This is a genomic window from Enterobacter sp. BNK-8, assembly GCF_048685095.1.
Lineage (GTDB): Bacteria > Pseudomonadota > Gammaproteobacteria > Enterobacterales > Enterobacteriaceae > Enterobacter > Enterobacter quasiroggenkampii.
Genome location: NZ_JBLQTN010000001.1, coordinates 1,907,934 through 1,932,157 on the forward strand (window position 1 = coordinate 1,907,934; position 24,224 = coordinate 1,932,157).

Here is a 24,224-nt window from a genome sequence, read left to right on the forward strand (position 1 = left end):
ACGTTCTCTTTACATCCGGCGTTCCCCTCCCAGAAATAGCGCTATCTCCATTCTGGCATTCTTTTTGCTCCTGCTTCGCTGACACATTTATTTCCGCGTCCACGCCGTAACGGACGTTTTCGCACAGCGTTCTTTTTCAGGAGTGAAAATATGCACCGTCGTACTTTACTAAAAGCCTTCGCGTTGTCTGCGTCCGTCGTGGCGATGGGGATGAGTTTTGGCGCGCAGGCGGCCGATACCATCAAAGTGGGGATCATGCATTCTCTTTCCGGCACGATGGCTATCTCCGAGACCCCGCTGAAAGATGTCGCCCTGATGACCATCGACGAGATCAACGCCAAAGGCGGCGTGCTGGGCAAGAAACTGGAGCCGGTGGTGGTGGATCCGGCCTCAAACTGGCCGCTGTTTGCTGAGAAAGCCCGTCAGCTGCTGAGCCAGGATAAAGTGGCGGTGGTATTCGGCTGCTGGACCTCGGTTTCGCGCAAATCCGTACTGCCGGTCTTTGAGGAGCTGAACGGCCTGCTGTTCTATCCGGTGCAGTATGAGGGCGAGGAAATGTCGCCAAACGTCTTCTATACCGGCGCGGCGCCGAACCAGCAGGCGATCCCGGCGGTGGAATACCTGATGAGCGAAGACGGCGGCGCGGCGAAACGCTTCTTCCTGCTGGGAACCGATTACGTCTATCCGCGCACCACCAACAAGATCCTGCGCGCGTTCCTGCATTCGAAAGGGGTGGAGGATAAGGATATTGAAGAGGTGTATACCCCGTTTGGTCATAGCGACTACCAGACCATCGTCGCCAACATCAAAAAATTCTCTGCGGGCGGCAAAACCGCCGTGGTGTCGACCATCAACGGCGACTCCAACGTACCGTTCTACAAAGAACTGGCTAACCAGGGGCTGAAAGCGACCGACGTGCCGGTGGTGGCCTTCTCCGTCGGTGAAGAAGAGCTGCGCGGGATCGACACCAAACCGCTGGTGGGTAACCTGGCGGCGTGGAACTACTTTGAGTCCGTCGATAATCCGACTAACCAGGCGTTCGTGGCGGATTACAAAGCCTATGCGAAGGCGCACAAGCTGCCGAACGCCGACACCGTGGTGACCAACGACCCGATGGAAGCGACTTACGTGGGGATTCATATGTGGGCGCAGGCGGTGGAAAAAGCGGGCACTACCGATGTGGACAAAGTGCGTGCGGCGATGGCCGGTCAGTCCTTTAAGGCGCCTTCTGGCTTTACGCTCACCATGGATGCCACCAACCATCATCTGCATAAGCCGGTCATGATCGGTGAAATCGAAGGCAACGGTCAGTTTAACGTGGTGTGGCAGACCGAACAGCCGGTACGCGCCCAGCCGTGGAGTCCGTTCATCGCCGGGAATGATAAAAAACCCGACCAGCCGATGAAAACCGCCAGTAACTAAGCCATCACCGCAGGGAGAAACGTCATGAACGCCATGCGCCTGTTCATCGCTCTTGTATGGCTTTCCGGACTGCTGCCAGGGATGGTGCAGGCATCGGATGCCGATCGTTTTGTTGCCGCCAGCCGCAGCCAGCAGGCGGATTTGTTGACGCAGTGGGCCGCCGCGCCGGATGCGTCAAGATTGCCGCTCCTTGAGGCGCTGCAAAAAGAAAATCTCTACGTCGATACGCAAAAGCACGCCTTTGCACAACGCGATGGCAACGTCATCCCGCTGGGGGAAAGCCAGACGGCAGAGGGCCCAACCAAAGCCGTTCGTCTGACGAACCGGCTGCGCGTGCTGGCTGCGACCGCCATCGCCACGCATCAGCTGGTGAGTGACAGTGTCACCGAAAGGCGGGAGGCGGCGCGTCAGCTGCAGCGCGATGCCCGGCCCGACATGCTCGCTTTTCTGGAAAAGCGAGTGAGCGATGAAACGGATGCCGTGGCGCGTCAGGCGCTGCTGCTGGCGGTCGCGAATCTCCAGCTGGCAAGCCCGCAGGCCGAGGTGCGCCTCAAGGCCGTGGCGTTGTTAGGCCAGTCCGACGATCCGGACGTACAGTCCAGACTCACCCCGTTTACCCAGCCACAGACGGAGCCGGATAGCGGCGTTCGCGCGGCCGCAGAAGAGAGTCTTAGCCAAATCCAGCACCGACTGATGTGGGGCGATCTGCTGGGCCAGGCGTTTATGGGGCTGTCCCTCGGATCGGTACTGCTGCTGGCCGCGCTGGGGCTGGCTATCACCTACGGCCTGCTGGGCGTGATTAACATGGCCCACGGCGAGATGCTGATGCTGGGGGCATATGCCACCTGGATGGTGCAGCAGGCGATGGCCGGGCTTGCACCCCAGTGGCTGGCGCTCTATCCCGTTATCGCCTTGCCGGTCGCGTTCTGCCTGACGGCGGGCATTGGAATGGTGCTGGAGCGCACGGTGATCCGTCATTTGTACGGTCGTCCGCTGGAGACGCTGCTGGCGACGTGGGGCATCAGCCTGATGCTTATCCAGCTGGTGCGCATGACCTTTGGCGCCCAGAACCTCGAGGTGGCGAACCCGGCATGGCTCTCCGGCGGGGTGCAGGTTTTTGCCAACCTGACGCTACCGTGGAACCGCATTGTGGTGCTGGGCTTCGTGCTGCTGGTGCTGTTCTTCACCTGGCTCATTCTGAATAAAACCCGTCTGGGGCTCAACGTGCGGGCGGTGACGCAAAACCGCAGCATGGCCGCCTGCTGCGGGGTACCGACAGGGCGCGTCGATATGCTGGCGTTCGGGCTTGGCTCCGGGATTGCGGGGTTAGGCGGCGTGGCGCTATCGCAGCTGGGTAACGTCGGGCCGGAGCTGGGACAGGGCTATATCATCGACTCCTTCCTTGTGGTGGTGCTTGGAGGCGTAGGCCAGCTGGCAGGCAGCGTGGCCGCGGCATTTGGTCTGGGGATCTTTAATAAAATCCTTGAACCGCAGATGGGGGCTGTGCTGGGCAAAATCGTGATTCTGGTGGCGATCGTGCTGTTTATTCAGAAACGCCCCCAGGGACTGTTTGCGCTGAAAGGGAGGGTGATTGACTGATGAGCCAGCCGCTGACCTTAACACTGGCGCGCAAAGCGCCACGCACCACGCAGATAGCAGGCAGCCTGCTGGTGGTGTGTTTGCTGATATTACCGTTTTTCGCCTTACTACCTGCGACGCATTCGCTGGCGCTGTCGACCTGGATGCTGACGCTGATTGGCAAGATCCTCTGCTATGCCATCGTTGCGGTGGCGCTGGATCTGGTGTGGGGCTATGCCGGTATGCTGTCGCTTGGGCACGGGATCTTCTTCGCGCTGGGCGGCTACGCGATGGGCATGTACCTGATGCGCCAGGCCGCGGGTGACGGCCTGCCCGCGTTTATGTCGTTTCTCTCCTGGAGCGAACTGCCGTGGTTCTGGTGGGGCACCCAGCATTTTGCCTGGGCGCTGGTGCTGATTGTACTGGTGCCGGGGCTGCTGGCGCTGGTATTTGGCTGGTTTGCCTTCCGCTCGAAGATCAAAGGGGTCTATTTCTCGATTATGACCCAGGCGCTGACCTATGCCGGGATGCTGCTGTTCTTTCGCAACGAAACCGGCTTTGGCGGCAATAACGGCTTTACCGGCTTCACCACGCTGCTCGGGTTTTCAGTAACGGAAACGACGACCCGTATCGCGCTGTTTCTGGCCACCGTGCTGTTGCTGCTCCTGGCCCTGGGCACCGGGTTTGCGCTGGCGAAGAGCAAGTTTGGCCGCATTCTGACCGCCGTTCGCGACGCCGAAAACCGGCTGACGTTTTGCGGCTACGATCCGCGCGGGTTCAAGCTGCTGGTGTGGACGCTCTCTGCCGTACTGTGCGGTCTGGCGGGGGCGCTCTATGTGCCGCAGGTGGGCATTATCAACCCGGGCGAAATGTCGCCGACAAACTCGATAGAGGCCGCCATCTGGGTGGCGCTGGGTGGGCGCGGCACGCTGGTGGGGCCGGTGATTGGCGCGGCGCTGGTGAACGGGGCGAAAAGTTTCTTCACCGTTGCGATGCCGGAATACTGGCAGCTGTTTCTGGGGCTGATTTTTATCGCCGTTACACTGTTTTTACCGCGCGGCGTCTACGGACTGTTTCGTAAGGGAGAAAAATAATGCAGCCAGCCGAAGGGTTATTCACCCGCCAGCTACCCGGCGATCGTTACCGGGACCAGACTGACCCTGTACTTCAGCTTGAATCCATTAACGTCAATTTTGATGGTTTTCAGGCCCTGACCGATCTCTCGCTGAATATCGGCGTGGGCGAGCTGCGCTGCGTGATCGGTCCCAATGGGGCGGGTAAAACCACGCTGATGGACGTCATCACCGGCAAAACGCGGCCAAAGAGCGGCAGGGCGATTTACGATCAGTCCATCGACCTGACCGCGCTGGAGCCTGCGGCCATCGCCCGCCAGGGCATCGGGCGTAAATTCCAGAAGCCCACGGTTTTTGAAGCGCTGACGGTGTGGGAAAACCTGGAGATCGCTATGAAAACCGATAAATCCGTCTGGGCGAGCCTGCGGGCAAAACTCAACGGCGAGCAGCGTGACCGGATCGACGAGATGCTGGTTTTGCTGCGCCTTAGCGCGGAGCGCGACCGACGGGCCGGGCTGCTTTCCCACGGGCAGAAACAGTTCCTAGAGATCGGCATGCTGCTGGTGCAGGACCCGCATCTGCTGCTGCTGGATGAACCCGCCGCTGGAATGACCGACGCAGAAACGGAATACACCGCAGAGCTGTTCAAAACGCTGGCAGGCAAACACTCCCTGATGGTGGTGGAGCACGATATGGGCTTTGTTGAAACCATCGCCGACCATGTGACCGTGCTGCATCAGGGGCGGGTGCTGGCGGAAGGGTCGCTTCGCGAGGTGCAGGCCAACGAGCAGGTGATTGAGGTCTATCTGGGACGTTAAGGAGAGGGAATGTTACAGGTCAACGAACTGAATCAGTATTACGGCGGCAGCCATATCCTGCGCGGCGTGAGCTTTGAGGCCGTCACCGGGGAAGTCACCTGTCTGCTGGGGCGCAACGGCGTGGGGAAAACCACGCTGCTAAAGTGTCTGATGGGGCTGATCCCGGCGAAAACCGGGGAGGTCATCTGGCAGGGAAAAACGATCACCCACAGTAAACCGCACCAACGGGTGCAGTCTGGTGTGGCGTATGTCCCGCAGGGACGGGAGATTTTCCCGCGCCTGACCGTGGAGGAGAATCTCCAGCTGGGGCTGTCGCGATTTTCCGCCCGCGAGGCGAAGCAGGTGCCGGAGGAGATCTGGCAGCTGTTCCCGGTGCTCAAAGAGATGAAGCATCGTCGCGGGGGCGATCTCTCCGGCGGGCAGCAGCAGCAGCTGGCGATTGGGCGTGCGCTGGCGAGCCGTCCGCAGCTGCTGATCCTGGATGAACCGACTGAAGGCATACAGCCTTCCGTTATTAAAGAGATCGGCCACGTGATCCGCACCCTGGCAAACAGAGGTGACATGGCGATCCTGCTGGTGGAGCAGTTTTACGACTTTGCCGCCGAGCTGGCCGACAGCTATCTGCTGATGTCCCGCGGCACCATTATTCAGCGCGGGCGGGGCGAAAACATGGAGCAGGAGGGCGTGCGCGGCCTGGTTGCGATCTGAAATGTTATAATATAACATTCTCATTCTTATAAAACGGAATGAGGGCGTTACTTTGGCTGCACATATTGGAAAATTTGCCATGACTCTGGGAGCGCTGCTGGTCAGCGGCCAGCTGTTTGCTCACTCGCACGGCCATCAGATGACCGAAGCGGAACAGAAGGCGGCGAACGGCGTGTTTGAGGATAAAGACGTGAAGGACAGAACGCTTTCTGACTGGGACGGAACCTGGCAGTCGGTCTATCCGTTCCTGCTCGATGGTTCGCTGGATCCGGTCTTTAAGCAGAAAGCGCAGAAGGATAAAAGCAAATCCTTTGATGAGGTGAAAGCCTACTACCGCACGGGATATGCGACGGATGTGGATGCCATCGGCATCGAAAATAACGTGATGGAATTCCATCAGGGCAAAGCGGTCAGCCGGTGTCAGTATGATTACAGCGGCTACAAAATTCTGACCTACGCGTCAGGTAAGAAAGGCGTTCGCTATCTGTTTGAGTGTAAGGACGTCGCTAGCAAGGCGCCGAAGTTCGTTCAGTTTAGCGACCATACCATCGGACCGAAGGCCTCGTCTCACTTCCATATCTTCATGGGCAACACCTCTCAGGAGGCGCTGCTGAAAGAGATGGACAACTGGCCGACCTATTACCCGAACGAGATGTATAAAGAGCAGGTGGTGGAGGAGATGTTGCACCACTGATGCTTTATTGCCGGGTGGCGGCTTCGCCTTACCCGGCCTACGATTAGGGTTTTGTAGGTCGGGTAAGTGCAGCGCCACCCGACACGCTATCTTCACTTTTCACGCTCATCCCACGCAAAATCATCAGCCAGGCCACGGCGATGGCGACCATCATGATCACAAATAAGGACCAGTGCGGCAGGTTGGTCAGGATGATACCGGTGATCATCGGGTTTGCCGCCGCGCCGAGCCAACCCAGCGCCTGCGCGGAGAAATAGCTCGCTTTCATACCCGGTGGCGCAATGTTGTCGATCAGCATGTATTCACCCGGCGCATAGATAATCTCACCCAGCGTGAAAATGGCGGCAGCGATGCCCCAGTAAACCAGGTTTTCCCCGGAGAGCATAAAGCCGCCCAGTCCCACGATAAAAAACAGGGTGGCAAGGGTCATCAGCGGGCGGATATTGCTGGCTGAGATTTTGCGGCCCAGCGCATATTGCAGCGTCACCACCACGGCAGCGTTGACCGGGAGCACCACGGCCACCACCTTTTCGGCGAAATCACTGTCCGCATGCGCGGCCAGAACGTATTGCGAAATACAGCTCGCGAACGACCCGCCCACGTAGGACGCCAGCAGGCCAGAGAGCGTGTACCAGAACAGCGCGCGGTCTTTCAGCAAGACCGACGGCTGCCAGGGCGTCTTCTCCTCTGCGGTATCTAACGCCACGCTTTTTTGCACAAAGAAATGGATAAAGCCCAGCGGCAGGGCGGCACAGAAGGCTGCCAGCCAGAACGGCAGCTGCAGGCTGTACATCACCAGCAGGGTGCCAATCGGCGGGCCGACCGTCCAGCCAATGTTCAGGAAGCTGTAGTTCAGCGAGAAGACCCGCGCCTTCTGGCTGGACGTCAGTACGTCGGAGAACCAGGCTTTCAGCACCGTCGAAAAGACGGAGTAGGCGCAGTTAATCAGCGCAAAGAACAGCACCACCAGCGTAACGTTATTGACCAGCGGGATCGCCACAAAGCCGGCGATAAACGCCACAATCGCGATCAGCATGTAGCGTTTTTTATCAAACTTATCGGCCAGAATGCCAAATCCCAGGCTGAATACCACGCCAATGGTCAGCGCCACGGTCAGGGCATAACCAATATTCTCGACGCTCATGCTGTAGACGCGCGTGAGATAGATGGTCATGAACGGCAGCGTTGCCCCTCTACCGATGGTTAACAACAATGACGATGCCAGCAGCGCTGCGGTTGAGCGCCTGAGAGATGGTTTCATATTCCTGCCCGACAGTTGCTTATGCTTTTATTAGATGTGTGTTAACAGGATTACCATGACATAAGGGGCTTGTATAGCACCTGATTTATCCCTAAGTGCTTCAGCTGCCTGCCAGAAATAATGATCTTCTCGTGACGTACTTTTTTCTGTTACCTTGAAGTGTTAACAAATTATTAATAATTCAGGGGCGGGATATGACGCGGAAAGACGGGCTGCTGGCATTGCTGGTGGTCGTAGTATGGGGGCTCAACTTTGTGGTCATTAAGCTGGGGCTGCATAACATGCCGCCGCTGATGCTGGCCGGTTTACGCTTTATGCTGGTCGCTTTCCCGGCCATCTTTTTTGTGGCGCGTCCAAAGATCCCCTTTAAACTGCTGCTGGGCTACGGTATGACCATTAGCTTTGGCCAGTTCGCGTTTCTCTTTTGCGCCATCAAGTTCGGTATGCCGGCGGGTCTTGCCTCGCTGGTGTTACAGGCGCAGGCGTTCTTTACCATTATTCTCGGCGCGTTCGTGTTTGGCGAGCGCCTGCAGGGCAAACAGCTGGCGGGGATCACCCTGGCGGTGTTCGGCGTGCTGGTGCTGATCGAGGCCAGCCTGAATGGTCAGCATGTGGCGCTGCTCGGGTTTATGTTGACGCTGGCGGCAGGGCTGAGCTGGGCCTGCGGGAATATCTTCAATAAGCTGATTATGCAGCACGAGGCGCGCCCGGCGGTGATGTCGCTGGTGGTGTGGAGCGCACTGATCCCGGTTATTCCGTTTCTGCTGGCGTCGAGTATTCTGGACGGTCCGGCGGTGATGCTGAACAGCCTGGTCGACATCGATATGACCACGATCCTGTCTCTCGTCTATCTGGCCTTTGTCGCCACCATTGTTGGCTACGGGATCTGGGGATCTCTGCTGGGGCGGTATGAGACCTGGCGCGTCGCGCCGTTATCTCTGCTGGTGCCGGTGGTAGGACTTGCCAGTGCGGCGATATTGCTGGATGAAACGCTAAGCGCGCTGCAGCTGTTGGGTGCCGTGCTGATCATGGCCGGGCTGTACATTAACGTGTTTGGTCTGCGGGTTCGTCGGACGACGCGGGTAAGCGAAAAGGCATAAAAAAAGCCCCGCATCTGCGGGGCAAAAACGAATCAGAAGCCGTGCTGATTATAATAAGGCACGCCTAATTCGTCGGATTTGTCGCTACCAGCACCCATGTGGTTGAAATCATAAGGCGACTGGTCATGTGCTGACGGCAAAATCATCGTATCAGGATTATTTTGCTGCGTTGCACGAGGGGTTTGCTCCGCGAAGGTCTGGCTGGAGAACAGCACCAGCAAGGCGAGGGCGGCGGAGGCGATAACTTTCATGATTTCCTCGGTTACGTCTGTTACAGGCGATGATTAACTACAGTGTTTTAACGGATACAGGTATCGGGATTCGCCCGGCACGCTGGTGATTCGGTACTTATGAGGCGGCACGTCAAAATAGTTCTTGAACGTACGCGTCAGGGTTTGCTGTGATTCAAATCCGTAACGCTCCGCCAGATAAAGGATCGGCTCATTGCTTTCTTTCAGTTTCTGGGCAATTTCCGTCAGCTTGCGGCTGCGAATATATTGACCTAATGAATGACCGGTCTCTTTTTTGAACATCCGTTGCAGGTGCCATTTGGAGTAACCCGAACGCTCTGACACTTTTTCAAGGGAGAGCGGCGATTCCAGGTTATCCTCGATCCAGTCCAAAATGCTATGAATGGTGATAGCGTCAGTATTGCGTCTGGACATCGTCATACCTCTTTTTTTCTGTTTACGGCAGGATTTTCTTCAGCAGAAGCTCAAGGGTTGCCACTTCATCTGCCGTTAAGTTTTTTGTTAGTTCCTGATGCAGTGTTTGTCCTACTAATTGATGACATTGCTCGCACATGGCCGCGCCATCGCTGGTTAGCTTCACCAGTACGCCGCGTTTGTCATTCGGGTTAGGGCTTCGTTCTATCCATCCTTTGCAGACGAGACGATCGAGCATGCGGGTTAACGCACCCAGATCGACAGAGAGCACCTTTTTCAGCTCAACCGGCGTGATACACACTTCGCAGCGAATGGAACACAGCACTTTGAACTGTGTTGCGGTGATATCCAGCGGTGACAGGTAGTCATTGAGCAGGCGATCTTTTTTCTGATTGACCATATGAATAAGACGACCCAGCGGAACAACGTCGTTAAAGATATCACTGGTGCTTTTCACAATGGTTGCCCTGGCAAGTAGTTAGTCACGGCAGATATTATTGCTCAGGCAAGTATAAGTCAACTGAATGAATCAGCCGATGCCACGAATTGCTAAAACGTTTCATGAACTTTTTTTGAGGTCTTTCAAATCATAGAGATAACTGACAGTTATCTTTTCTGAAGGAAAATAATCGTTACGTTGCCCCCATGGCTGAATGTCACACTTTCCCCCTATAATTGCTGTGTTAAATATGGATAAGGACGACAACGCACTATGTTGGATTTAATTAAAGCAATCAGCCTTGGGCTGGTGGTCTTGCTGCCGTTGGCTAACCCGTTAACGACGGTGGCGCTTTTCCTCGGGTTGGCAGGGAACATGAACAGCGCAGAGCGCAACCATCAGTCGATGATGGCCTCGGTGTATGTGTTTGCCATCATGATGGTGGCTTATTACGCCGGACAGGTGGTGATGAATACCTTCGGGATTTCCATCCCTGGTCTGCGTATCGCCGGGGGGCTGATTGTGGCCTTTATTGGTTTCCGCATGTTGTTCCCGGCGCAAAAAGCGCATGAGTCGCCGGAAGCGACCAGCAAATCGGAAGAGCTGGAAACCGAACCGAGTGCGAATATCGCCTTTGTGCCGATTGCCATGCCGAGCACGGCGGGGCCGGGGACTATCGCGATGATCATCAGCTCCGCGTCAACGGTGCGTGACAGCGCAACTTTTCCTGACTGGGTACTGACGGTTGCGCCACCGCTGATTTTTGCGATTATCGGTCTTATCGTGTGGGTGTCGCTGCGCAGCTCCGGCGCCATTATGCGCTGGGTAGGTAAGGGCGGTATCGAGGCAATTTCCCGTCTGATGGGCTTCTTACTGGTCTGTATGGGCGTGCAGTTTATTATCAACGGCGTGCTGGAGATTATTAAGACCTATCACTAAGTTCATTGCCGGGTGGCGGCTTCGCCTTACCCGGCCTACGAAATCCGTCTTTTTGTAGGCCGGGTAAGCACAGCGCCACCCGGCACCAACAATCCCTCACCCGTGCTGCCCCTGTTCCTCCAGCGCCACCGGCCACTTACGGAAGATGAGTACCGACCAGATCAGCGCCACCAGGGCCGGAATAGCCCCCAGATAGCCAATCGCCGACATCGACACGTGCAGGATGACCTGATTTCCCACCAGCGCCCCCGCGCCAATGCCCAGATTGAAAATCCCCGAGAACAGCGACATGGCGACGTCCGTCGCATCCGGCGCCAGGGCCAGCACTTTCACCTGCATGCCCAGGCCAATAATCATGATCGCCACGCCCCAGAAAAGGCTGAGGATCGCCAGATGGCTTTCACTGCCCGCGGCGGGCATCAGCAACAGCAGACAGCCCAGCAGCAGGCCGATGGCGCTGCTCACCAGCAAGGAGGCGTGCCGGTTACCCAGCTTGCCAAACAGCACGCTGCCGATAATGCCCGCGCCGCCGAGGATCAGCAGTAAGACGGTGGCAAAGTTGGCGCTAAAGCCCGCCACCACCTGTACAAACGGTTCAATGTAGCTGTACGCCGTGTAGTGTGCCGTCACGACGATGGCGGTCAGCAGGTAGATGCTCAGCAGTGCAGGGCGACGCATCAGCAGCGGCAGGCTTTTCAGCGAGCCGGAATGTTCGCTCGGCAGCGTGGGCAGCAGTTTAATCAGGCATACCAGTGTCACCAGCGCGCCCATACCGATGGCGAAGAAGGTCGTGCGCCAGCCGAAGTATTGCCCCACGATGCGGCCAATTGGCAGACCCAGCACCATCGCCAGTGCGGTACCGGTAGCAATCAGGCTCAGCGCCTGGGCGCGTTTACCTGCCGGCGCCAGGCGAATCGCCAGCGACGCGGTAATCGACCAGAACACCGCATGGGCAAAGGCGATGCCGATTCGGCTCATGACCAGCACCGTAAAATTCCACGCCATAAACGACAGCACATGGCTCGCAATGAACAAGACAAACAGACCGATCAGCAGCTTGCGCCGCTCCATCTGGCTGGTCAGCAGCATAAACGGCAAAGACATCAGCGCCACCACCCAGGCGTAGATGGTCAACATAATGCCCACCTGCGCTGTTTCCATCTGGAAACTGTCAGCGATGTCAGACAACAGCCCAACCGGCACAAATTCTGTGGTATTAAAAATAAACGCGGCAACTGCCAGCGTGACCACGCGTAGCCACGCGACCCTGCGGGAAACTGTGTTCGTTGTCATAGGGATGTCTGAGATTCGTTGCTGAAAAGAAGAGGAGACGATCTTAAAACGTCGAACGGCGAAAACTCAACCATTATGTGACGCAGATCTCAATATTTACCTTATAAAAGCGGTAGCCGGGGACGCTGTTTTCATTGAATATAAAAGAACAACACAATAAAAACAGGCGGTAAGACAATGCAGGAGATTGATTTTTATCTGGTCGATGCGTTCAGCGATACCACGTTTGGCGGTAATCCGGCCGCCGTGTGCCCGCTGAAAGCATGGTTACCCGATGAGATCTTGCTGAAGATGGCGCAGCAGCATAATCAGTCGGAAACGGCGTTTTTCGTCTGCAGCAAAGGGGGCATTGAGCTACGCTGGTTTACCACGCTTAGCGAAGTCAATCTCTGCGGTCACGCTACGCTGGCGGCGGCGCACGTACTGTTTACCGAGCTGGATTATCCGGACGCGCGGATCCACTTTGATACCGCCTCTGGCCGCCTGACGGTCACCCGGGAGGGGGACTGGATGACGCTGGACTTCCCGGCATGTCCAACCCATGAAGAGACGCCCCCGCCGGAAATGCTTTCGGCGCTGGGTATCAGCCGCTACGTTGAAGCCCGTAAAGGGCGCGCCTGGGTCATCGTTCTGGAAAATCGCCAGCAGGTCGAGGCCCTCGCCCCGGATTTTTCGGCGATGACGCCGGGCGAGCATAAGGTGAGCGTGACGGCGCGCGGTGAGGGGGAATACGATTTTGTCAGCCGCTTTTTCTCCCCCGGCGTTTCCGTACCGGAAGATCCGGTCACCGGCTCCGCGCACACCATGCTAATTCCCTGGTGGAGCGAAAAATTGGGGAAAACAGCCATGCTTGCCCGTCAGGTTTCCGCGCGCGGCGGCGACGTGCGCTGTGAACTGAAAGGCTCGCGTGTGCTGATGAGCGGACAGGCTTCACTTTATCTGAAAGGCACAGTTTTTCTGCGCTAAATACCCATAACAAGAGAGGAAGAGACAATGCAGGAAATTGATTTTTATCTGGTGGATGCCTTCAGCGACAAAACCTTTGGCGGCAACGCGGCAGCGGTATGTCCTCTGGAAGAGTGGCTGCCGGACGAGACGCTGCTCAAAATGGCGCAGCAGCATAACCAGTCTGAGACCGCCTTTTTCGTCCGTACCGACGGTGGGTTTGAGCTGCGCTGGTTTACCACGCTGGATGAAATTAACCTATGCGGCCATGCCACGCTTGCCGCATCGCACGTTATTTTCGAATACCTTGACTATCCGCACACTGAAATCACCTTCACCACGCGCTTCGTGGGCGAGCTGACGGTTAAACGCAGCGGCGACTGGCTGACGCTGAACTTCCCCGCGTGGTCAACGGAGGTGGTCGAGAACCCACCTGCGCTGTTGTTTAGCGGCCTGGGCATCACAGAGGCAAAAGAGGTGCGCGTTGGACGTGATTACCTCGTGGTGCTGGAGAGCCAGCAGCAGGTAGAAGCGTTAACGCCGGATATTGGGGCGATGCTTCCGCTGGATAAAATGATCTGCGTGACGGCGCCGGGCGATAAATATGACTTCGTCAGCCGCTTTTTCTGCCCGGGCGAAGGGGTGCCCGAAGATCCGGTCACCGGATCTGCCCACAGCATGCTGATCCCTTACTGGAGCGAAAGGCTGGGTAAAACGTCACTCAATGCCCGCCAGGTGTCACACCGTGGCGGGGATCTGCGCTGCGAATTGAAGGGCGACCGCGTACTGATCGGCGGTCAGGCCACCCTGTATCTGAAAGGGCGCGTTTTCCTGCGCTAGCCGAGTGAGGCGCCGCCGCATATCACCATCTCCTGACCGGTGATAGCGGCGGCTTCATTGCTAAGTAAGAAATTCACCAACCCCGCCACCTCCTCTGGGGCGATCAGACGTCCGATTGGCGGACACTTCGGCGGCGAGGTTTCTCTCCCCGGTGCGCTGAGCATCGGCGTTTGGGTAGCCCCTGGCGCGACCACGTTAGCGGTGATCCCGCGCGGGGCCAGTTCCGCCGCCCAGCTTCTGACCATCCCTACCATCGCTGCTTTGGTGGCAACGTACTGCGATCGTCCTGCTGCACCGCGAGAGGTTCTGCTGCCAATCGCCACAAACCGTCCACCTGCGGCCATTGCGGGCGCAAAATGGTTAAACAACGCCTCACAGGCCCGGACGTGGAGTTGCCACAGTGAGGTGCTCACATCGCTTTCGAGCTGGCCCAGGGGCGCAGCGGCCATCATCCCTGCAGCATGGATCACCGCCTGGGGCGTCGCGATGGTTTGCAGGGCGCTGCACAGCGCAGCAGGATCGCTGATATCCACGCGCAGGCTCGTGAAGCCAGGGGCATTCAGCATCACTGCCCGGCGGCTGAGCCCGGTGACCTGCCAGCCTTCCGCCAGTAAACGCTTGACGATGGCTTCACCAATTCCGGAGCTGGCCCCGGTGACGACGGCGTGACGCATGTCAGACCTCCAGCATCGCTCGGGGAATTTTAAATACCGCTTTGCGAACGGTCAGCGGCGCCTCTGCGGCGCACAGCGCCTGGTGGGGTTCTCCCGGACAAAAGACCGCAAAGTCTCCTGCGGCAAGACGGATCCTCACGCTGTGTTCAGCAGGTGAAGTAATAAAGAGATCCGGTTTACGCTCTTCGTCCTCCGGCTTGCCAGTGGGGCGAGCGCCAGCATAAATATGTTCTTCTCCTGCCAGTACAACCTGAATATCGGCCCACTGGCGATGATACTCCGTATGCCGATCTGCACGTGGCTGCGTCTGCGCCGGACCAATCTGGCAAAACCAGGTTGCATTTTCCGGCTGCCAGCGCCCGTCATCGCGTTCGCTGAGCGCCTGCAGCGTGCAGTCCGGACGGGATAGCAGGGCGTACAACGTCGACGGAAGCCCTGCCAGCGGCAGGGCGTTGAGATGACCGATAATCATATGGACTCCTTAACCCATTCCGGGGTCACCCGCACATATTTGATGGCCTGGCGGAAGTAGGTGTACGCGATATGAAGCGCGCCATCGGGCCCCTGTTTGATGCTGGGATAGGAGAATTCGCGGTTCAGCTTTTCCAGAGAGTTGTTGGTCATGCAGTAACCATCCCCCTCGTCCAGATGACGCTGCCACGGCCAGGTTTTTCCGCCGTCAGGCGAAATGGCGACGGTCATCGGCGCCCGCGGTGCGCCCCAGAAGGCCGTCCGACCGTGGGTAACAACCGGCTCCTTGCGGTCATCACCATCGTCAATTTCATCGTATAACGAGGCGCGACGTTCCCGCGCCCCGGCGGCGCTCATGGGGTTAAAGACCAGCGCGAGTTCACCGCCCGCAAGCGTGGTCACCTGGATAGAGGAGTTATTATTAGGGAGCTCCGTGGGCTCCGGTACGGACCAGCTTTCGCCGTTATCCGTTGACTGGCTGTAATAGATATTGTCTGCCCAGCGGCTGCGGAACAGGGCGACCAGTGTGCCGTTGAGCAGGCGGGTAATATTCATATGTACGCAGCCGAGGCTTTCCGGTACTTCAACATCGCGCCACGTTTTGCCGCCGTCCCCGGATATTTTTACCGCGCTGATATCGTCGTTTCCGACCCATTTCTCACTTGGTTGGGTACGGCAATAAAACACCGGGAGCAGCCAGTTACCGTTATCCACCACGACAATCGGCTGGCGGATAAACGTGCCCGGTTTATCGAGCAGGGTAGCGATCTCCCCCCAGGTTTTCCCCAGATCCCGGGACTGGCGATAGCGAACGATAGCCGTATCCTGATTACCTGAGATCTGCGCGGTCCACAGCAGCCACAGGACGTTGTCCGGGGCCAGGAACAGAACCGGGTTCTGTTCGGAACGCGTGGCATCGTCCGACAGTTTTGCCGCATCACTCCACTGCTGGCTGCCCGGTGCAAGGCGTGACCCCCACACGGAGATATCGGCAATGCCTTCCTGGGTGCCGCCAAACCAGACGCACATCAGCGAGCCATCCGGCAGCGGCAGCAGATTCGCCGCGTGGTTTTGTGGGCAAGAGGAGGGCAGCATGGCGGTTTGCACGTGCGCATCCTGTTGTGGTCGAACAATCCCGTCGCGGGTTACGGTTACAGACATATCAGACTCCATTATTTTGAGCGGGGGTTGGCGCTTTACCCTGCGCTTTTCCCGGAATGAGGCGATCGATCGCCATGATGACGGCAGGGGTCAGCAAGGCAATGTACATATTGTTGATGCCGAAAGGGTCGCCCAGTAGATACCAGACGGAGGTGACGACGCAGGCGCCAATCAGGCCCGCATTGGCACCGCGGGTGCTGCGGAAGAACGGCGCGTAAAACGCAATAACGGCCACCACGGAAATCGACAGGCGAATGGCGCGGGTAAAGAACGAGAGCTTCAGGACTTCAGGTACCAGCAGAACAAAAATCAGCGGCAGGAAACCAATCAGCAGGGAGATCCAGCGGGTGGCCTTAAACTCCTGATCGGGCGTTGGGTTGCGCATCGGCACGTAAAAGTCTTTTACCACCAGGGAGGCGATAGCCAGTGCCACGGTACTGACGCTGACGAAAATAGACGCCACCAAAGAGGTGGTGACCAGGCCGGCCAGCCACGGGTTCATGTCCTGCAGGAAAATCGGCATTGCATACAGGCTGTTAATTTCCGGGTGCAGGTATTTTGCCGCCACCCCAATCACCGCAATGGCCAGCGCAATCGGCAGGCAGAAGAAGAAGGCGACCCAGGTAGAGCGTTTGGCCGATTTCACATCTTTGGTGGAGGAGATTGCCTGGATTACAAACTGGGTACAGAAGATAGAGCCGATGGTGCCGATGAGCCAGGCGAAAATGGTCGACGCACCGATGTTACCGTCCCAGGTCCAGTAGAAGGCCGGCATGTTTTCAATCATTGGCGTAAAGCCGCCGGTTTTGGAGAGCGCAAAGCCCATGATAGCGAGGATACCAAAGTATTTCAGCGCGCTGTGCAGTACGGTCACCCAGGCTACCCCCTTCATGCCGCCAAAGGCGAAGTAGAAGGTACTGACGATGGCCGTAATGAAGGCGGCAACGGGCAGGTTGACTTTCAGTACGGTGGAAATAGCCGCTGCGCCGCTGACGTAATTTCCCACGTTAACCAGCAGCAGGGCGTAAATCATGATGACAGAGATAATGTTTTTGGTGCTGTTACCGTATTTTTCAGCAATCGCACCAGAGATAGTGATTTTCCCGGTGTTGTAGATGCGTTTTACCAGCAACAGGCCAAAGAGCGGGAAGCCAATCGCGGCCCCGATGACCGACCATGACGCGGCAAAGCCGTCTTCAAACGCCGCCTGTGCGGTGCCGATGGTGGATTTAGCGCCGATATACTCGGACATCAGCAGGATCCCGACAATAAACGCCGGCATCGCGCGGGAGCCTTCCATAAAATCGCCTGAATTTTTACTGCGGATCCGGAAGGTCAGCCAGGTGGTGAAAAGGATGTAAGCAATAACAATGCCCACAATGATTAGGGTATCTTCAGCGGTAAAATTATTCATCTTTGCCTCTCTTCAGGGCGAGTGAATCCTGGGCACCTCAGGTACCCGGTATTCTTATTGACGAAACCAACGCCGTTTAGTTAAGTGACGTTGTCACTATTCGGCGTATCTGTTGGCACTGCTGCTCGCTAAATGCCACGGCATATCGACTCTCACCGACGTCTTCCCCCATGATCTGCAGCGCTTTTTTGACCGCGGCAGGGGAAAACGCCACGTTGTACAGCTCGGTGCGCAGTTGGGTGACGCTCTCCTGCGCAAGGCGGGAACCGTCAATATCCCCCGCGTTAAAGCGTGACCAGATAGCGTTGATGGCCGTTGGCGCCACGTTTGCCAGCCCGGAAATGCAGGCCGAACATCCGTCGACGAAGCCCTGGTGGATAAGCGAATCTGGGCCGTTGAGCACGTCGAATCCATCCATGTCCCTCACCGCATTAAGGAATCCGCGCAGGCTTTCATAGCTCCCGGCACTGTCTTTAATACCGACGATGTTGGGATGTTCGGCCAGCGCGCGTGCGGTAGCGGGTTCAATGGTATTGCCGGTACGCGCTGGAATGTTGTACAGAAATACCGGTACGGCTAGCGCGTCGGCGATAGCGGTGTAGTGCGCGATGAGTTCAGACTGTTTCAGCGGAACGAAGTAAGGGGTAATGACGGAAACGGCATCGACGCCCAGCGAGGCGATCTGTTTCCCCAGACGGATGGTTTCGCGGGTCGAAATTTCCCCAATGTGCGCCACGACCGGTGCGCGCCCGGCCACCGTTTCCACGCAGGTGCGGGTGACGGCGATTTTTTCTTCTTCGTTAAGCACGAAGAACTCGCCGTTTGTGCCGCCACAGAAGATGCCGTTGCCAGCACTGAGTTGACGATCGATCTGTCGTTTCAGGCCCGACAGGTTCAGCGCGCCTTCCATGTCAAAGGGGGTTACAACGGCCGTTAGCACGCCTCTGATGTTGTTACGCATTACACACTCCTTGGCTATTAATGTTGGGGAAACAGTGTCCGGTAAATCGCCTGCACCTCGTCGTGATTAACCTGACAGGGTGCATTGTTCATGAGCCGCTTAACGTTAAGGGCCGCATCACTGAGGGAGGCGATATCTTCACGCGGTACGCCCAGTGTCTCCAGGTTATCCGGCAGGTTGAGTCTGCGAACCAGCGCGGCAAAGTACTCCACCAGCGCGTGGGATTTTTCTTCGTCTGACAGCGACGTATCCGCGCCGGGCACCAAATCCCAGACTTGCGCAAATTTTGTCACGCAGTGGGGACGAACCACGCGCATGCAGGGCGCCAGCAGAATCGCGTTGGCCACCCCGTGAGGCAGGTGATATTTGCCGCCGAGCGGGTAGGACAGGGCATGAACCAGGTGCGTGCCAGCATGTGCGATGGCGACCCCGCCGTAGTAAGACGCCCACAGCATCTCCAGCTTCGCCAGCAGATTGCCCGGTTCGGCGCAGGCCGTTTCAATGTTGTTGAGCAGCTTAGACAGGCCCATCAGCGCGGCGTTATCGCTAACCGGATTAGCGACCGTTGAGGTGAAACACTCAATCAGATGGCACAGGGCATCAATCCCGGTGGATGAGGCAATGTGTGCGGGCATGCTGGTCGTCAGCTCCGGCAGCAGGGCGACATAATCGGGCAGCAGGACGGGGGAGATGATGCCCACTTTCGTGCTTTGCTCCGGTATGGCCAGAATGGCATTCGGCGTTGCTTCCGATCCGGTTCCTGCAGTGGCCGGGATCAGCAGTGACGCGATGCGTGCCACCGGTTTTATGCCCGCGAGCAGGTTGTCTAGCCCTGGAGAAAGCGGGTGACAAAGTACTGAAAGCAGTTTGGCTACATCCAGTACGCTACCGCCGCCGAGCCCGACGACCAGCCCAAACGTTCCCTTTAACGTCGAGAGCAGTTGGTTAACGTCGTGATGGGTGGGTTCAGGCGGGACATTGTCGATAATTGTGACGCCGCGCTGGTCCTCTTCGAGGATCGCGCGGATCTGCTTTGCTGCCTCCAGACGCGCAATATTGCCGTCCGTCACCAGCAGGATCTGCGTTTTATCAGTAAGTAATGGCCTGATGGCGGCGATGGCATTCGCCCCGCTAATCAGGGTGCTGTTGATCGTAACCACGCTTTTCTCCTGTCTCTGTATCCATGATTGATTTCGCTCAAGCAAGACGCTTCATGGTCATCGTGTGGCTAAATTTATAATTTATTCGCAAACTGATTAACTTGATCTTGCTCACATATAATCAATCATGATTGAATATAATCATTAACGGGAAAGGCTAACCCGAAGTGGGGATGAAAGTGAGCAATGTGAACAGAGAGGTCGTGGTCGTCGCCGATGACTTTACCGGCGCAAATGATGCCGGTGTCAGCCTGGCGCTGTGCGGCAAAAAAGTCAGCGTGGCGTTTCATACACCGTTTACCCAGGCGAGCGATGTGCTGATCGTTAACACCGATTCCCGGGCGCTGAAGGCATCGGAGGCGGCCGAAAGGGTGGCCGCACTCGGGGCTGAAATCGCGGATGCCCGCTGGCTCATTAAAAAGATGGATTCCACGCTGCGTGGCAATGCAGGAGCCGAATCTCAGGTTCTTAAGGCATTAAGCGGCAGGCGGCAGGTGATCGTGGCGCCGGCATACCCGTCAGCAGGGCGGATCACGCGGTACGGCAGGTGTCTGGTAAACGGCGTTCCGGTGAATGAAACCGAATTTGCCAGCGATCCCAAAACGCCTGTCCCGTCTGCCGCTATTGCTGACCTGTTTACCGGGGTCAGCGCTAAAAGCGTGACCGTGAAAACGCTCACTGCCGAACTTGCCCGAGGAACGGAATGGCTCATCGTGGATGCGCACACCGATGAGGAGATGGACGCCATTATCGATGCCGCGTTGGCCTGCTCACAGACGCCGCTGCTGGTGGGCTCTGCCGGACTATGCGATGCGCTGGCCCGTCATCTGGCCCCGGTCCGGCGTAAACAACTGCTGGCCGTCGTCGGCTCGATGAGTGAGATCGCGCAACGACAGATTGCGCTGGCGGTAAGCCAGGCGGACGTCTCGTCGGTACTCATTGATGTGAATGACGCGCTGCGCGGAGACACGTCCCGGTATCTCGAACAGATTGCGCAGGTACTTCAGTCTGGCCATCACTGCATTGTGCATACCTGTGCGGGCCACGAGGCTCGGCATCAGGTCGAGCAACTCTGCCAGCAGTATCGCGTCACCCGCGCAGGCCTGGGCGAAAAAATTTGTACGTTTTTAGGCGAACTGACCCGACAGGTGCTGGCGGCGCAGACGCCTGACGCGCTGTACGTCTCCGGTGGCGACGTGGCGATGGCTGTCGCGAGGGCACTGGACGCTCGGGGGTTTGAGATTACCGGGTGCGTCGCACAGTGCGTGCCAGTCGGAAAATTTCTGGGTTGTGGCTGGCAGCAGCCGGTAATGACTAAAGCAGGGGGCTTCGGAAACGAAGAGACGCTGCTTGAGGTGTTGCATTTTATCGAGGAGAGACTGAGTGACTAAAATTATTGCTGTAACCATGGGTGACCCGGCTGGCATTGGCCCGGAAATCATCATCAAATCCCTCACCGAGGGTGAGTTGTCAGGGGCGCCTGTGGTGGTTGTGGGCTGCGCCAGAACGCTGCAGCGGGTGCTTGAGAAAGGAATCACCGGGCAGGCGGATATCCGCACTATCGACACGGTCAGCGGCGCGCGCTTTGCCGCTGGCGTGATTAACGTGCTTGATGAACCGCTGGCCGATCCTGATGCACTGAAGCCGGGTATCGTTCAGGCTGAGGCCGGGGATCTGGCTTATCGCTGCGTGAAGCGTGCTACCGAACTGGCGATGGCGGGTGAGGTGAAGGCGATTGCAACGGCTCCCCTGAATAAAGAGGCGCTGCACCTGGCCGGTCATCTCTATCCGGGTCATACCGAGCTGCTGGCGCATCTGACCGACAGCAAAGATTACGCCATGGTGCTGTATACGGACAAACTGAAGGTGATTCACATCACGACCCACATTGCGTTGCGCAAATTCCTTGATACGCTCAATCAGGATCGGGTAAAAACCGTGATTGGGATTGCGGATAGATTCCTGAAACGCGTCGGCTTTCAACAACCGCGCATTGCGGTTGCCGGCGTTAACCCGCATGCGGGTGAAAACGGCCTGTTTGGCGATGAAGAGATCAAGATTGTCGGCCCGGCTGTCGACGCGATGAAAGCGCAGGGGTTAAACGTCACCGGACCGTGTCCACCGGATACGGTATTTATGCAATGCCACGAAGGAATGTATGACATGGTCGTTGCGATGTATCACGATCAGGGGCATATTCCGCTAAAATTACTCGGCTTTTATGACGGGGTGAATATCACCGCCGGCTTGCCGTTTATCCGTACCTCTGCGGACCACGGTACCGCATTCGATATTGCCTGGACCGGCAAAGCGAAGTCTGAGAGCATGACGGTGTCTATCCAGTTGGCTATGCAAATTACACGGGAATGATATGAAGGGATATAACCGGTTAGAGCAGATAATGGATTACCTGAAAGGGCACAATCTGGTGACGGTGGATCAGCTGGTGGCAATTACCGATGCCTCTCCGGCGACGATCCGCAGGGATTTGATAAAGCTCGATCAGGAAGGTGTCATTAGCCGCACCCATGGCGGTGTTACCCTTAACCGGTTTATTCCTTCCCAGCCCACAACGCATGAAAAAATGCAGCGCAGTCTGGCAGAAAAACACGCCATCGCCAGCGCGGCGGCAAGCTTTGTTAAAGCGGGCGACGCCATTGTTCTTGATGCTGGCACCACGATGATTGAACTCGCTCGCCAACTTACGCATCTGCCGCTTCGCGTCATCACCAGCGACTTGCACATCGCGCTGTTTCTCTCGGAATTCCGTCAGATTGAAGTGACGATAATTGGCGGGCGTATTGATGATTCAAGTCAGTCCTGCATCGGTGAGCACGGGCGCCGCTTGCTGCAGAACGTGTGGCCAGACGTGGCTTTCGTTAGCTGTAACGGATGGGATATCACCCGCGGCATTACCTCACCAACGGAAGAGAAGGCTGCCTTAAAGCGGGATCTGATTGCCAATGCAAAACGTCGCGTGCTGCTGGCGGACAGTTCCAAGTACGGAGCCTGGTCGTTGTTTAACGTGGCGCATCTTAATACCCTGACGGATATCGTCACGGACAGCAGGCTGGACGAAGCGACACAGGCCGGGTTGAGGGCGTTAGATGTCCAGTTGACGCTGGCGTCATGACATAAGTTAATACTATGAAGCACCCTGGCAGGCCTGCGCTATGTTGAAATTTAGCCTCATAAAAAAGCAAGGAGCCTGCCATGTATTCCATTACCTCTGAATCTGCACGTCACCCGGACATTCTTAGCCTGATCGCGGCGCTTGACCGCTATCAGAGCGAACTCTATCCCGCTGAAAGTAATCATCTGCTCGATCTGGCTGCGCTGCCGGAAGCCTCGCTGATCCTGATGATCATTCGCGACCAGCAGCTTCAGGCCGTTGGCTGTGGCGCTATCGTGCTCAACGGCGACGGTACGGGCGAGATGAAGCGGGTCTATATTGATCCGGCCCATCGTGGCCAGCATCTGGGAGAGACGCTGCTGGCCGCCCTGGAAGATGAAGCTCTGAGCCGTCATTGCCATACGGTACGGCTGGAGACGGGCATCAAGCAGCATGCCGCGGTGCGTCTTTATGAACAGTGCGGATACGATTTGCGCCCGGCGTTTGCCCCGTACGTTGACGACCCGCTCAGCCTGTTTATGGAGAAGGCGCTGGTTGAAGACGTTCGTTTAGCAGCGCTATAAAGGCCTCCAGCTGGCGGGTCATCGCCCCGCGTCGCCACACCAGCCAGGTGGTGAGCCAGCGCCAGTTTTCTGCCAGCGGCCAGGCTTCCACCTGATGATGCCCAGGCATACTTTCCAGCATCGAGCGCGGCATCAGCGCGATGCCCGCGCCCGCAATCACGCAGGCGAGCATGCCGTGATAGGACTCCATCTCATGAATGCGGCCGGGCGCGGCTCGGTCAGCGTGAAACCAGCTCTCCAGGTGTCGGCGATACGAGCAGTTGGCGCGAAAGGCATACACGTCGCTGCCGCTGACCTGCGCGGCGCGCGAGATTTCCGTCTGCCCGGCAGGCGTGACCAGCATCATCTCTTCCCGGTAGACCGGCATTCCTTCCAGCTCCGGGTGCGACAGCGGCCCGTCGACGAAGGCGGCGCTGAGTGTTCCCTCCAGTACGCCATCAATCATCGTTCCGGATGGCCCGGTCGAAAGGGCAAACTGAATGCGCGGATAGCGCTGGTTAAACTGTGCCAGCGTTTCAGGAATGCGCACGGCGGCAGTACTTTCCAGCGCGCCGAGGGCAAATAACCCCTGCGGCTCATCCCCCGCGACAACCATGCGCGCTTCATCTACCAGCGCGAGGATCTGCTTGCTGTAGCGCAGGAAGTTATGGCCAGCCGGGGATAAACGCAAACGCTGGTTCTCACGAATAAACAGCTCAACGCCGAGATCGGCTTCCAGCTGGCGGATGCGGGTCGTCAGGTTAGACGGCACGCGATGCACCTTTTGCGCCGCCTGGGTGATACTGCCCGTCAGCGCGACGGCGTTAAACATCTCAAGCTGGGTTAGATCCATAATGTTCTCGTTTCGTGAATAAGGTGGTTAGTATTATTCATTTTTAAGAAATAGCAGAGTGGGCCACAATTAATCAACCG

Annotated in this window: 26 protein-coding genes; 14 read left to right on the forward strand and 12 right to left on the reverse strand. The window is 57.3% G+C overall.

Annotated elements, in window-relative coordinates:
* The first annotated feature begins 150 nt into the window (after nucleotides 1-150).
* The 6 genes from urtA to zinT are packed head-to-tail and all read left to right on the forward strand — an operon-like array spanning nucleotide 151 to nucleotide 6,293.
* A complete protein-coding gene (gene urtA, locus ACMGGU_RS09185; RefSeq protein WP_023618714.1) occupies nucleotides 151-1,422 on the forward strand; it encodes an urea ABC transporter substrate-binding protein in 1,272 nt (423 codons plus the stop codon).
* Nucleotides 1,423-1,446: 24 nt separating this feature from the next.
* Entirely contained in the window at nucleotides 1,447-3,021 is a 1,575-nt protein-coding gene (gene urtB / locus ACMGGU_RS09190; RefSeq protein ID WP_063621601.1) for an urea ABC transporter permease subunit UrtB, read from the forward strand.
* A complete protein-coding gene (urtC, locus tag ACMGGU_RS09195) occupies nucleotides 3,021-4,094 on the forward strand; it encodes an urea ABC transporter permease subunit UrtC (RefSeq protein WP_420300463.1) in 1,074 nt (357 codons plus the stop codon). The genes urtB and urtC overlap by 1 nt, the downstream gene beginning before the upstream one ends.
* Entirely contained in the window at nucleotides 4,094-4,891 is a 798-nt protein-coding gene (gene urtD / locus ACMGGU_RS09200) for an urea ABC transporter ATP-binding protein UrtD (RefSeq protein ID WP_045910529.1), read from the forward strand. The genes urtC and urtD overlap by 1 nt, the downstream gene beginning before the upstream one ends.
* A 9-nt stretch (nucleotides 4,892-4,900) precedes the next feature.
* Nucleotides 4,901-5,599 carry an urea ABC transporter ATP-binding subunit UrtE gene (gene urtE / locus ACMGGU_RS09205; RefSeq protein WP_229225857.1) on the forward strand — a complete coding sequence of 233 codons (699 nt, stop codon included), beginning with the start codon at nucleotides 4,901-4,903 and terminating at the stop codon, nucleotides 5,597-5,599.
* Nucleotides 5,600-5,651: 52 nt separating this feature from the next.
* The gene (gene zinT / locus ACMGGU_RS09210; protein ID WP_045910531.1) at nucleotides 5,652-6,293 is read left to right on the forward strand and encodes a metal-binding protein ZinT; all 642 of its coding nucleotides are present in this window, start codon (nucleotides 5,652-5,654) and stop codon (nucleotides 6,291-6,293) included.
* A 43-nt stretch (nucleotides 6,294-6,336) separates the two neighbouring features.
* On the opposite strand, the gene ydeE is transcribed toward zinT, so the two are convergent.
* Nucleotides 6,337-7,554, reverse strand: a complete 1,218-nt coding sequence (gene ydeE / locus ACMGGU_RS09215) for an efflux MFS transporter YdeE (protein WP_277718894.1) — start codon at nucleotides 7,552-7,554, stop codon at nucleotides 6,337-6,339.
* A gap of 194 nt (nucleotides 7,555-7,748) precedes the next feature.
* Between ydeE and eamA the strand changes: the two genes are divergently transcribed.
* Nucleotides 7,749-8,654 (forward strand): O-acetylserine/cysteine exporter, encoded by a 906-nt coding sequence (gene eamA, locus ACMGGU_RS09220; protein ID WP_420300464.1) that lies wholly within the window; start codon nucleotides 7,749-7,751, stop codon nucleotides 8,652-8,654.
* A 32-nt stretch (nucleotides 8,655-8,686) separates the two neighbouring features.
* Here the strand turns inward: eamA and marB are convergent, their stop codons facing one another.
* From marB to marR, 3 genes are read right to left on the reverse strand one after another with little or no spacing between them, the layout of a single operon-like run.
* Nucleotides 8,687-8,905 carry a multiple antibiotic resistance protein MarB gene (gene marB / locus ACMGGU_RS09225; RefSeq protein WP_008502238.1) on the reverse strand — a complete coding sequence of 73 codons (219 nt, stop codon included), beginning with the start codon at nucleotides 8,903-8,905 and terminating at the stop codon, nucleotides 8,687-8,689.
* Nucleotides 8,906-8,938: 33 nt separating this feature from the next.
* A complete protein-coding gene (gene marA, locus ACMGGU_RS09230; RefSeq protein WP_008502237.1) occupies nucleotides 8,939-9,319 on the reverse strand; it encodes an MDR efflux pump AcrAB transcriptional activator MarA in 381 nt (126 codons plus the stop codon).
* 22 nt (nucleotides 9,320-9,341) lie between these two features.
* Nucleotides 9,342-9,776: a multiple antibiotic resistance transcriptional regulator MarR gene (gene marR / locus ACMGGU_RS09235; protein WP_008502236.1), complete on the reverse strand. Its 435-nt coding sequence runs from the start codon at nucleotides 9,774-9,776 to the stop codon at nucleotides 9,342-9,344.
* Between the two features lie 255 nt (nucleotides 9,777-10,031).
* Between marR and ACMGGU_RS09240 the strand changes: the two genes are divergently transcribed.
* A complete protein-coding gene (locus tag ACMGGU_RS09240) occupies nucleotides 10,032-10,697 on the forward strand; it encodes a MarC family NAAT transporter (protein WP_032651801.1) in 666 nt (221 codons plus the stop codon).
* 96 nt (nucleotides 10,698-10,793) lie between these two features.
* On the opposite strand, the gene ACMGGU_RS09245 is transcribed toward ACMGGU_RS09240, so the two are convergent.
* Nucleotides 10,794-11,990: a sugar transporter gene (locus ACMGGU_RS09245; protein ID WP_223540495.1), complete on the reverse strand. Its 1,197-nt coding sequence runs from the start codon at nucleotides 11,988-11,990 to the stop codon at nucleotides 10,794-10,796.
* Between the two features lie 177 nt (nucleotides 11,991-12,167).
* Between ACMGGU_RS09245 and ACMGGU_RS09250 the strand changes: the two genes are divergently transcribed.
* Together ACMGGU_RS09250 and ACMGGU_RS09255 are read left to right on the forward strand one after the other, a co-directional pair.
* A complete protein-coding gene (locus ACMGGU_RS09250; RefSeq protein ID WP_111966680.1) occupies nucleotides 12,168-12,956 on the forward strand; it encodes a PhzF family phenazine biosynthesis protein in 789 nt (262 codons plus the stop codon).
* A 27-nt stretch (nucleotides 12,957-12,983) separates the two neighbouring features.
* A complete protein-coding gene (locus ACMGGU_RS09255) occupies nucleotides 12,984-13,775 on the forward strand; it encodes a PhzF family phenazine biosynthesis protein (RefSeq protein WP_252077146.1) in 792 nt (263 codons plus the stop codon).
* On the opposite strand, the gene ACMGGU_RS09260 is transcribed toward ACMGGU_RS09255, so the two are convergent.
* From ACMGGU_RS09260 to ACMGGU_RS09285, 6 genes are all read right to left on the reverse strand, one after another.
* On the reverse strand, nucleotides 13,772-14,449 hold the full coding sequence (locus ACMGGU_RS09260; RefSeq protein WP_032640183.1) for an SDR family NAD(P)-dependent oxidoreductase: 678 nt from the start codon (nucleotides 14,447-14,449) through the stop codon (nucleotides 13,772-13,774). The two genes, ACMGGU_RS09255 and ACMGGU_RS09260, sit on opposite strands and share 4 nt — an antisense overlap.
* Before the next feature lies 1 nt (nucleotide 14,450).
* Nucleotides 14,451-14,921 (reverse strand): YhcH/YjgK/YiaL family protein, encoded by a 471-nt coding sequence (locus tag ACMGGU_RS09265; RefSeq protein ID WP_234083139.1) that lies wholly within the window; start codon nucleotides 14,919-14,921, stop codon nucleotides 14,451-14,453.
* A complete protein-coding gene (locus ACMGGU_RS09270) occupies nucleotides 14,918-16,081 on the reverse strand; it encodes a sialidase family protein (RefSeq protein WP_420300465.1) in 1,164 nt (387 codons plus the stop codon). The genes ACMGGU_RS09265 and ACMGGU_RS09270 overlap by 4 nt, the downstream gene beginning before the upstream one ends.
* 1 nt (nucleotide 16,082) lies before the next feature.
* Nucleotides 16,083-17,495 carry a sodium:solute symporter family protein gene (locus ACMGGU_RS09275; protein ID WP_032640176.1) on the reverse strand — a complete coding sequence of 471 codons (1,413 nt, stop codon included), beginning with the start codon at nucleotides 17,493-17,495 and terminating at the stop codon, nucleotides 16,083-16,085.
* A 76-nt stretch (nucleotides 17,496-17,571) separates the two neighbouring features.
* Nucleotides 17,572-18,456 (reverse strand): dihydrodipicolinate synthase family protein, encoded by an 885-nt coding sequence (locus tag ACMGGU_RS09280; RefSeq protein WP_420300466.1) that lies wholly within the window; start codon nucleotides 18,454-18,456, stop codon nucleotides 17,572-17,574.
* Nucleotides 18,457-18,473: 17 nt separating this feature from the next.
* Nucleotides 18,474-19,616, reverse strand: coding sequence for an iron-containing alcohol dehydrogenase (locus ACMGGU_RS09285; RefSeq protein WP_104948567.1), 1,143 nt, complete (start codon nucleotides 19,614-19,616; stop codon nucleotides 18,474-18,476).
* A 173-nt stretch (nucleotides 19,617-19,789) separates the two neighbouring features.
* On the opposite strand from ACMGGU_RS09285, the gene dtnK reads away from it, so the two are divergent.
* The 4 genes from dtnK (at nucleotide 19,790) to ACMGGU_RS09305 (ending at nucleotide 23,312) form a co-directional block, all read left to right on the forward strand.
* Nucleotides 19,790-21,007, forward strand: a complete 1,218-nt coding sequence (dtnK, locus tag ACMGGU_RS09290) for a D-threonate kinase (RefSeq protein WP_229225865.1) — start codon at nucleotides 19,790-19,792, stop codon at nucleotides 21,005-21,007.
* Nucleotides 21,000-21,986, forward strand: a complete 987-nt coding sequence (locus ACMGGU_RS09295; protein WP_063621615.1) for a D-threonate 4-phosphate dehydrogenase — start codon at nucleotides 21,000-21,002, stop codon at nucleotides 21,984-21,986. The genes dtnK and ACMGGU_RS09295 overlap by 8 nt, the downstream gene beginning before the upstream one ends.
* Nucleotide 21,987: 1 nt before the next feature.
* On the forward strand, nucleotides 21,988-22,749 hold the full coding sequence (locus tag ACMGGU_RS09300; protein ID WP_023311787.1) for a DeoR/GlpR family DNA-binding transcription regulator: 762 nt from the start codon (nucleotides 21,988-21,990) through the stop codon (nucleotides 22,747-22,749).
* 80 nt (nucleotides 22,750-22,829) lie between these two features.
* A complete protein-coding gene (locus tag ACMGGU_RS09305; protein WP_024908460.1) occupies nucleotides 22,830-23,312 on the forward strand; it encodes a GNAT family N-acetyltransferase in 483 nt (160 codons plus the stop codon).
* On the opposite strand, the gene ptrR is transcribed toward ACMGGU_RS09305, so the two are convergent.
* Nucleotides 23,266-24,144 carry a putrescine utilization regulator PtrR gene (ptrR, locus tag ACMGGU_RS09310; RefSeq protein WP_047741852.1) on the reverse strand — a complete coding sequence of 293 codons (879 nt, stop codon included), beginning with the start codon at nucleotides 24,142-24,144 and terminating at the stop codon, nucleotides 23,266-23,268. The genes ACMGGU_RS09305 and ptrR overlap by 47 nt on opposite strands.
* Nucleotides 24,145-24,224: the final 80 nt, after the last annotated feature.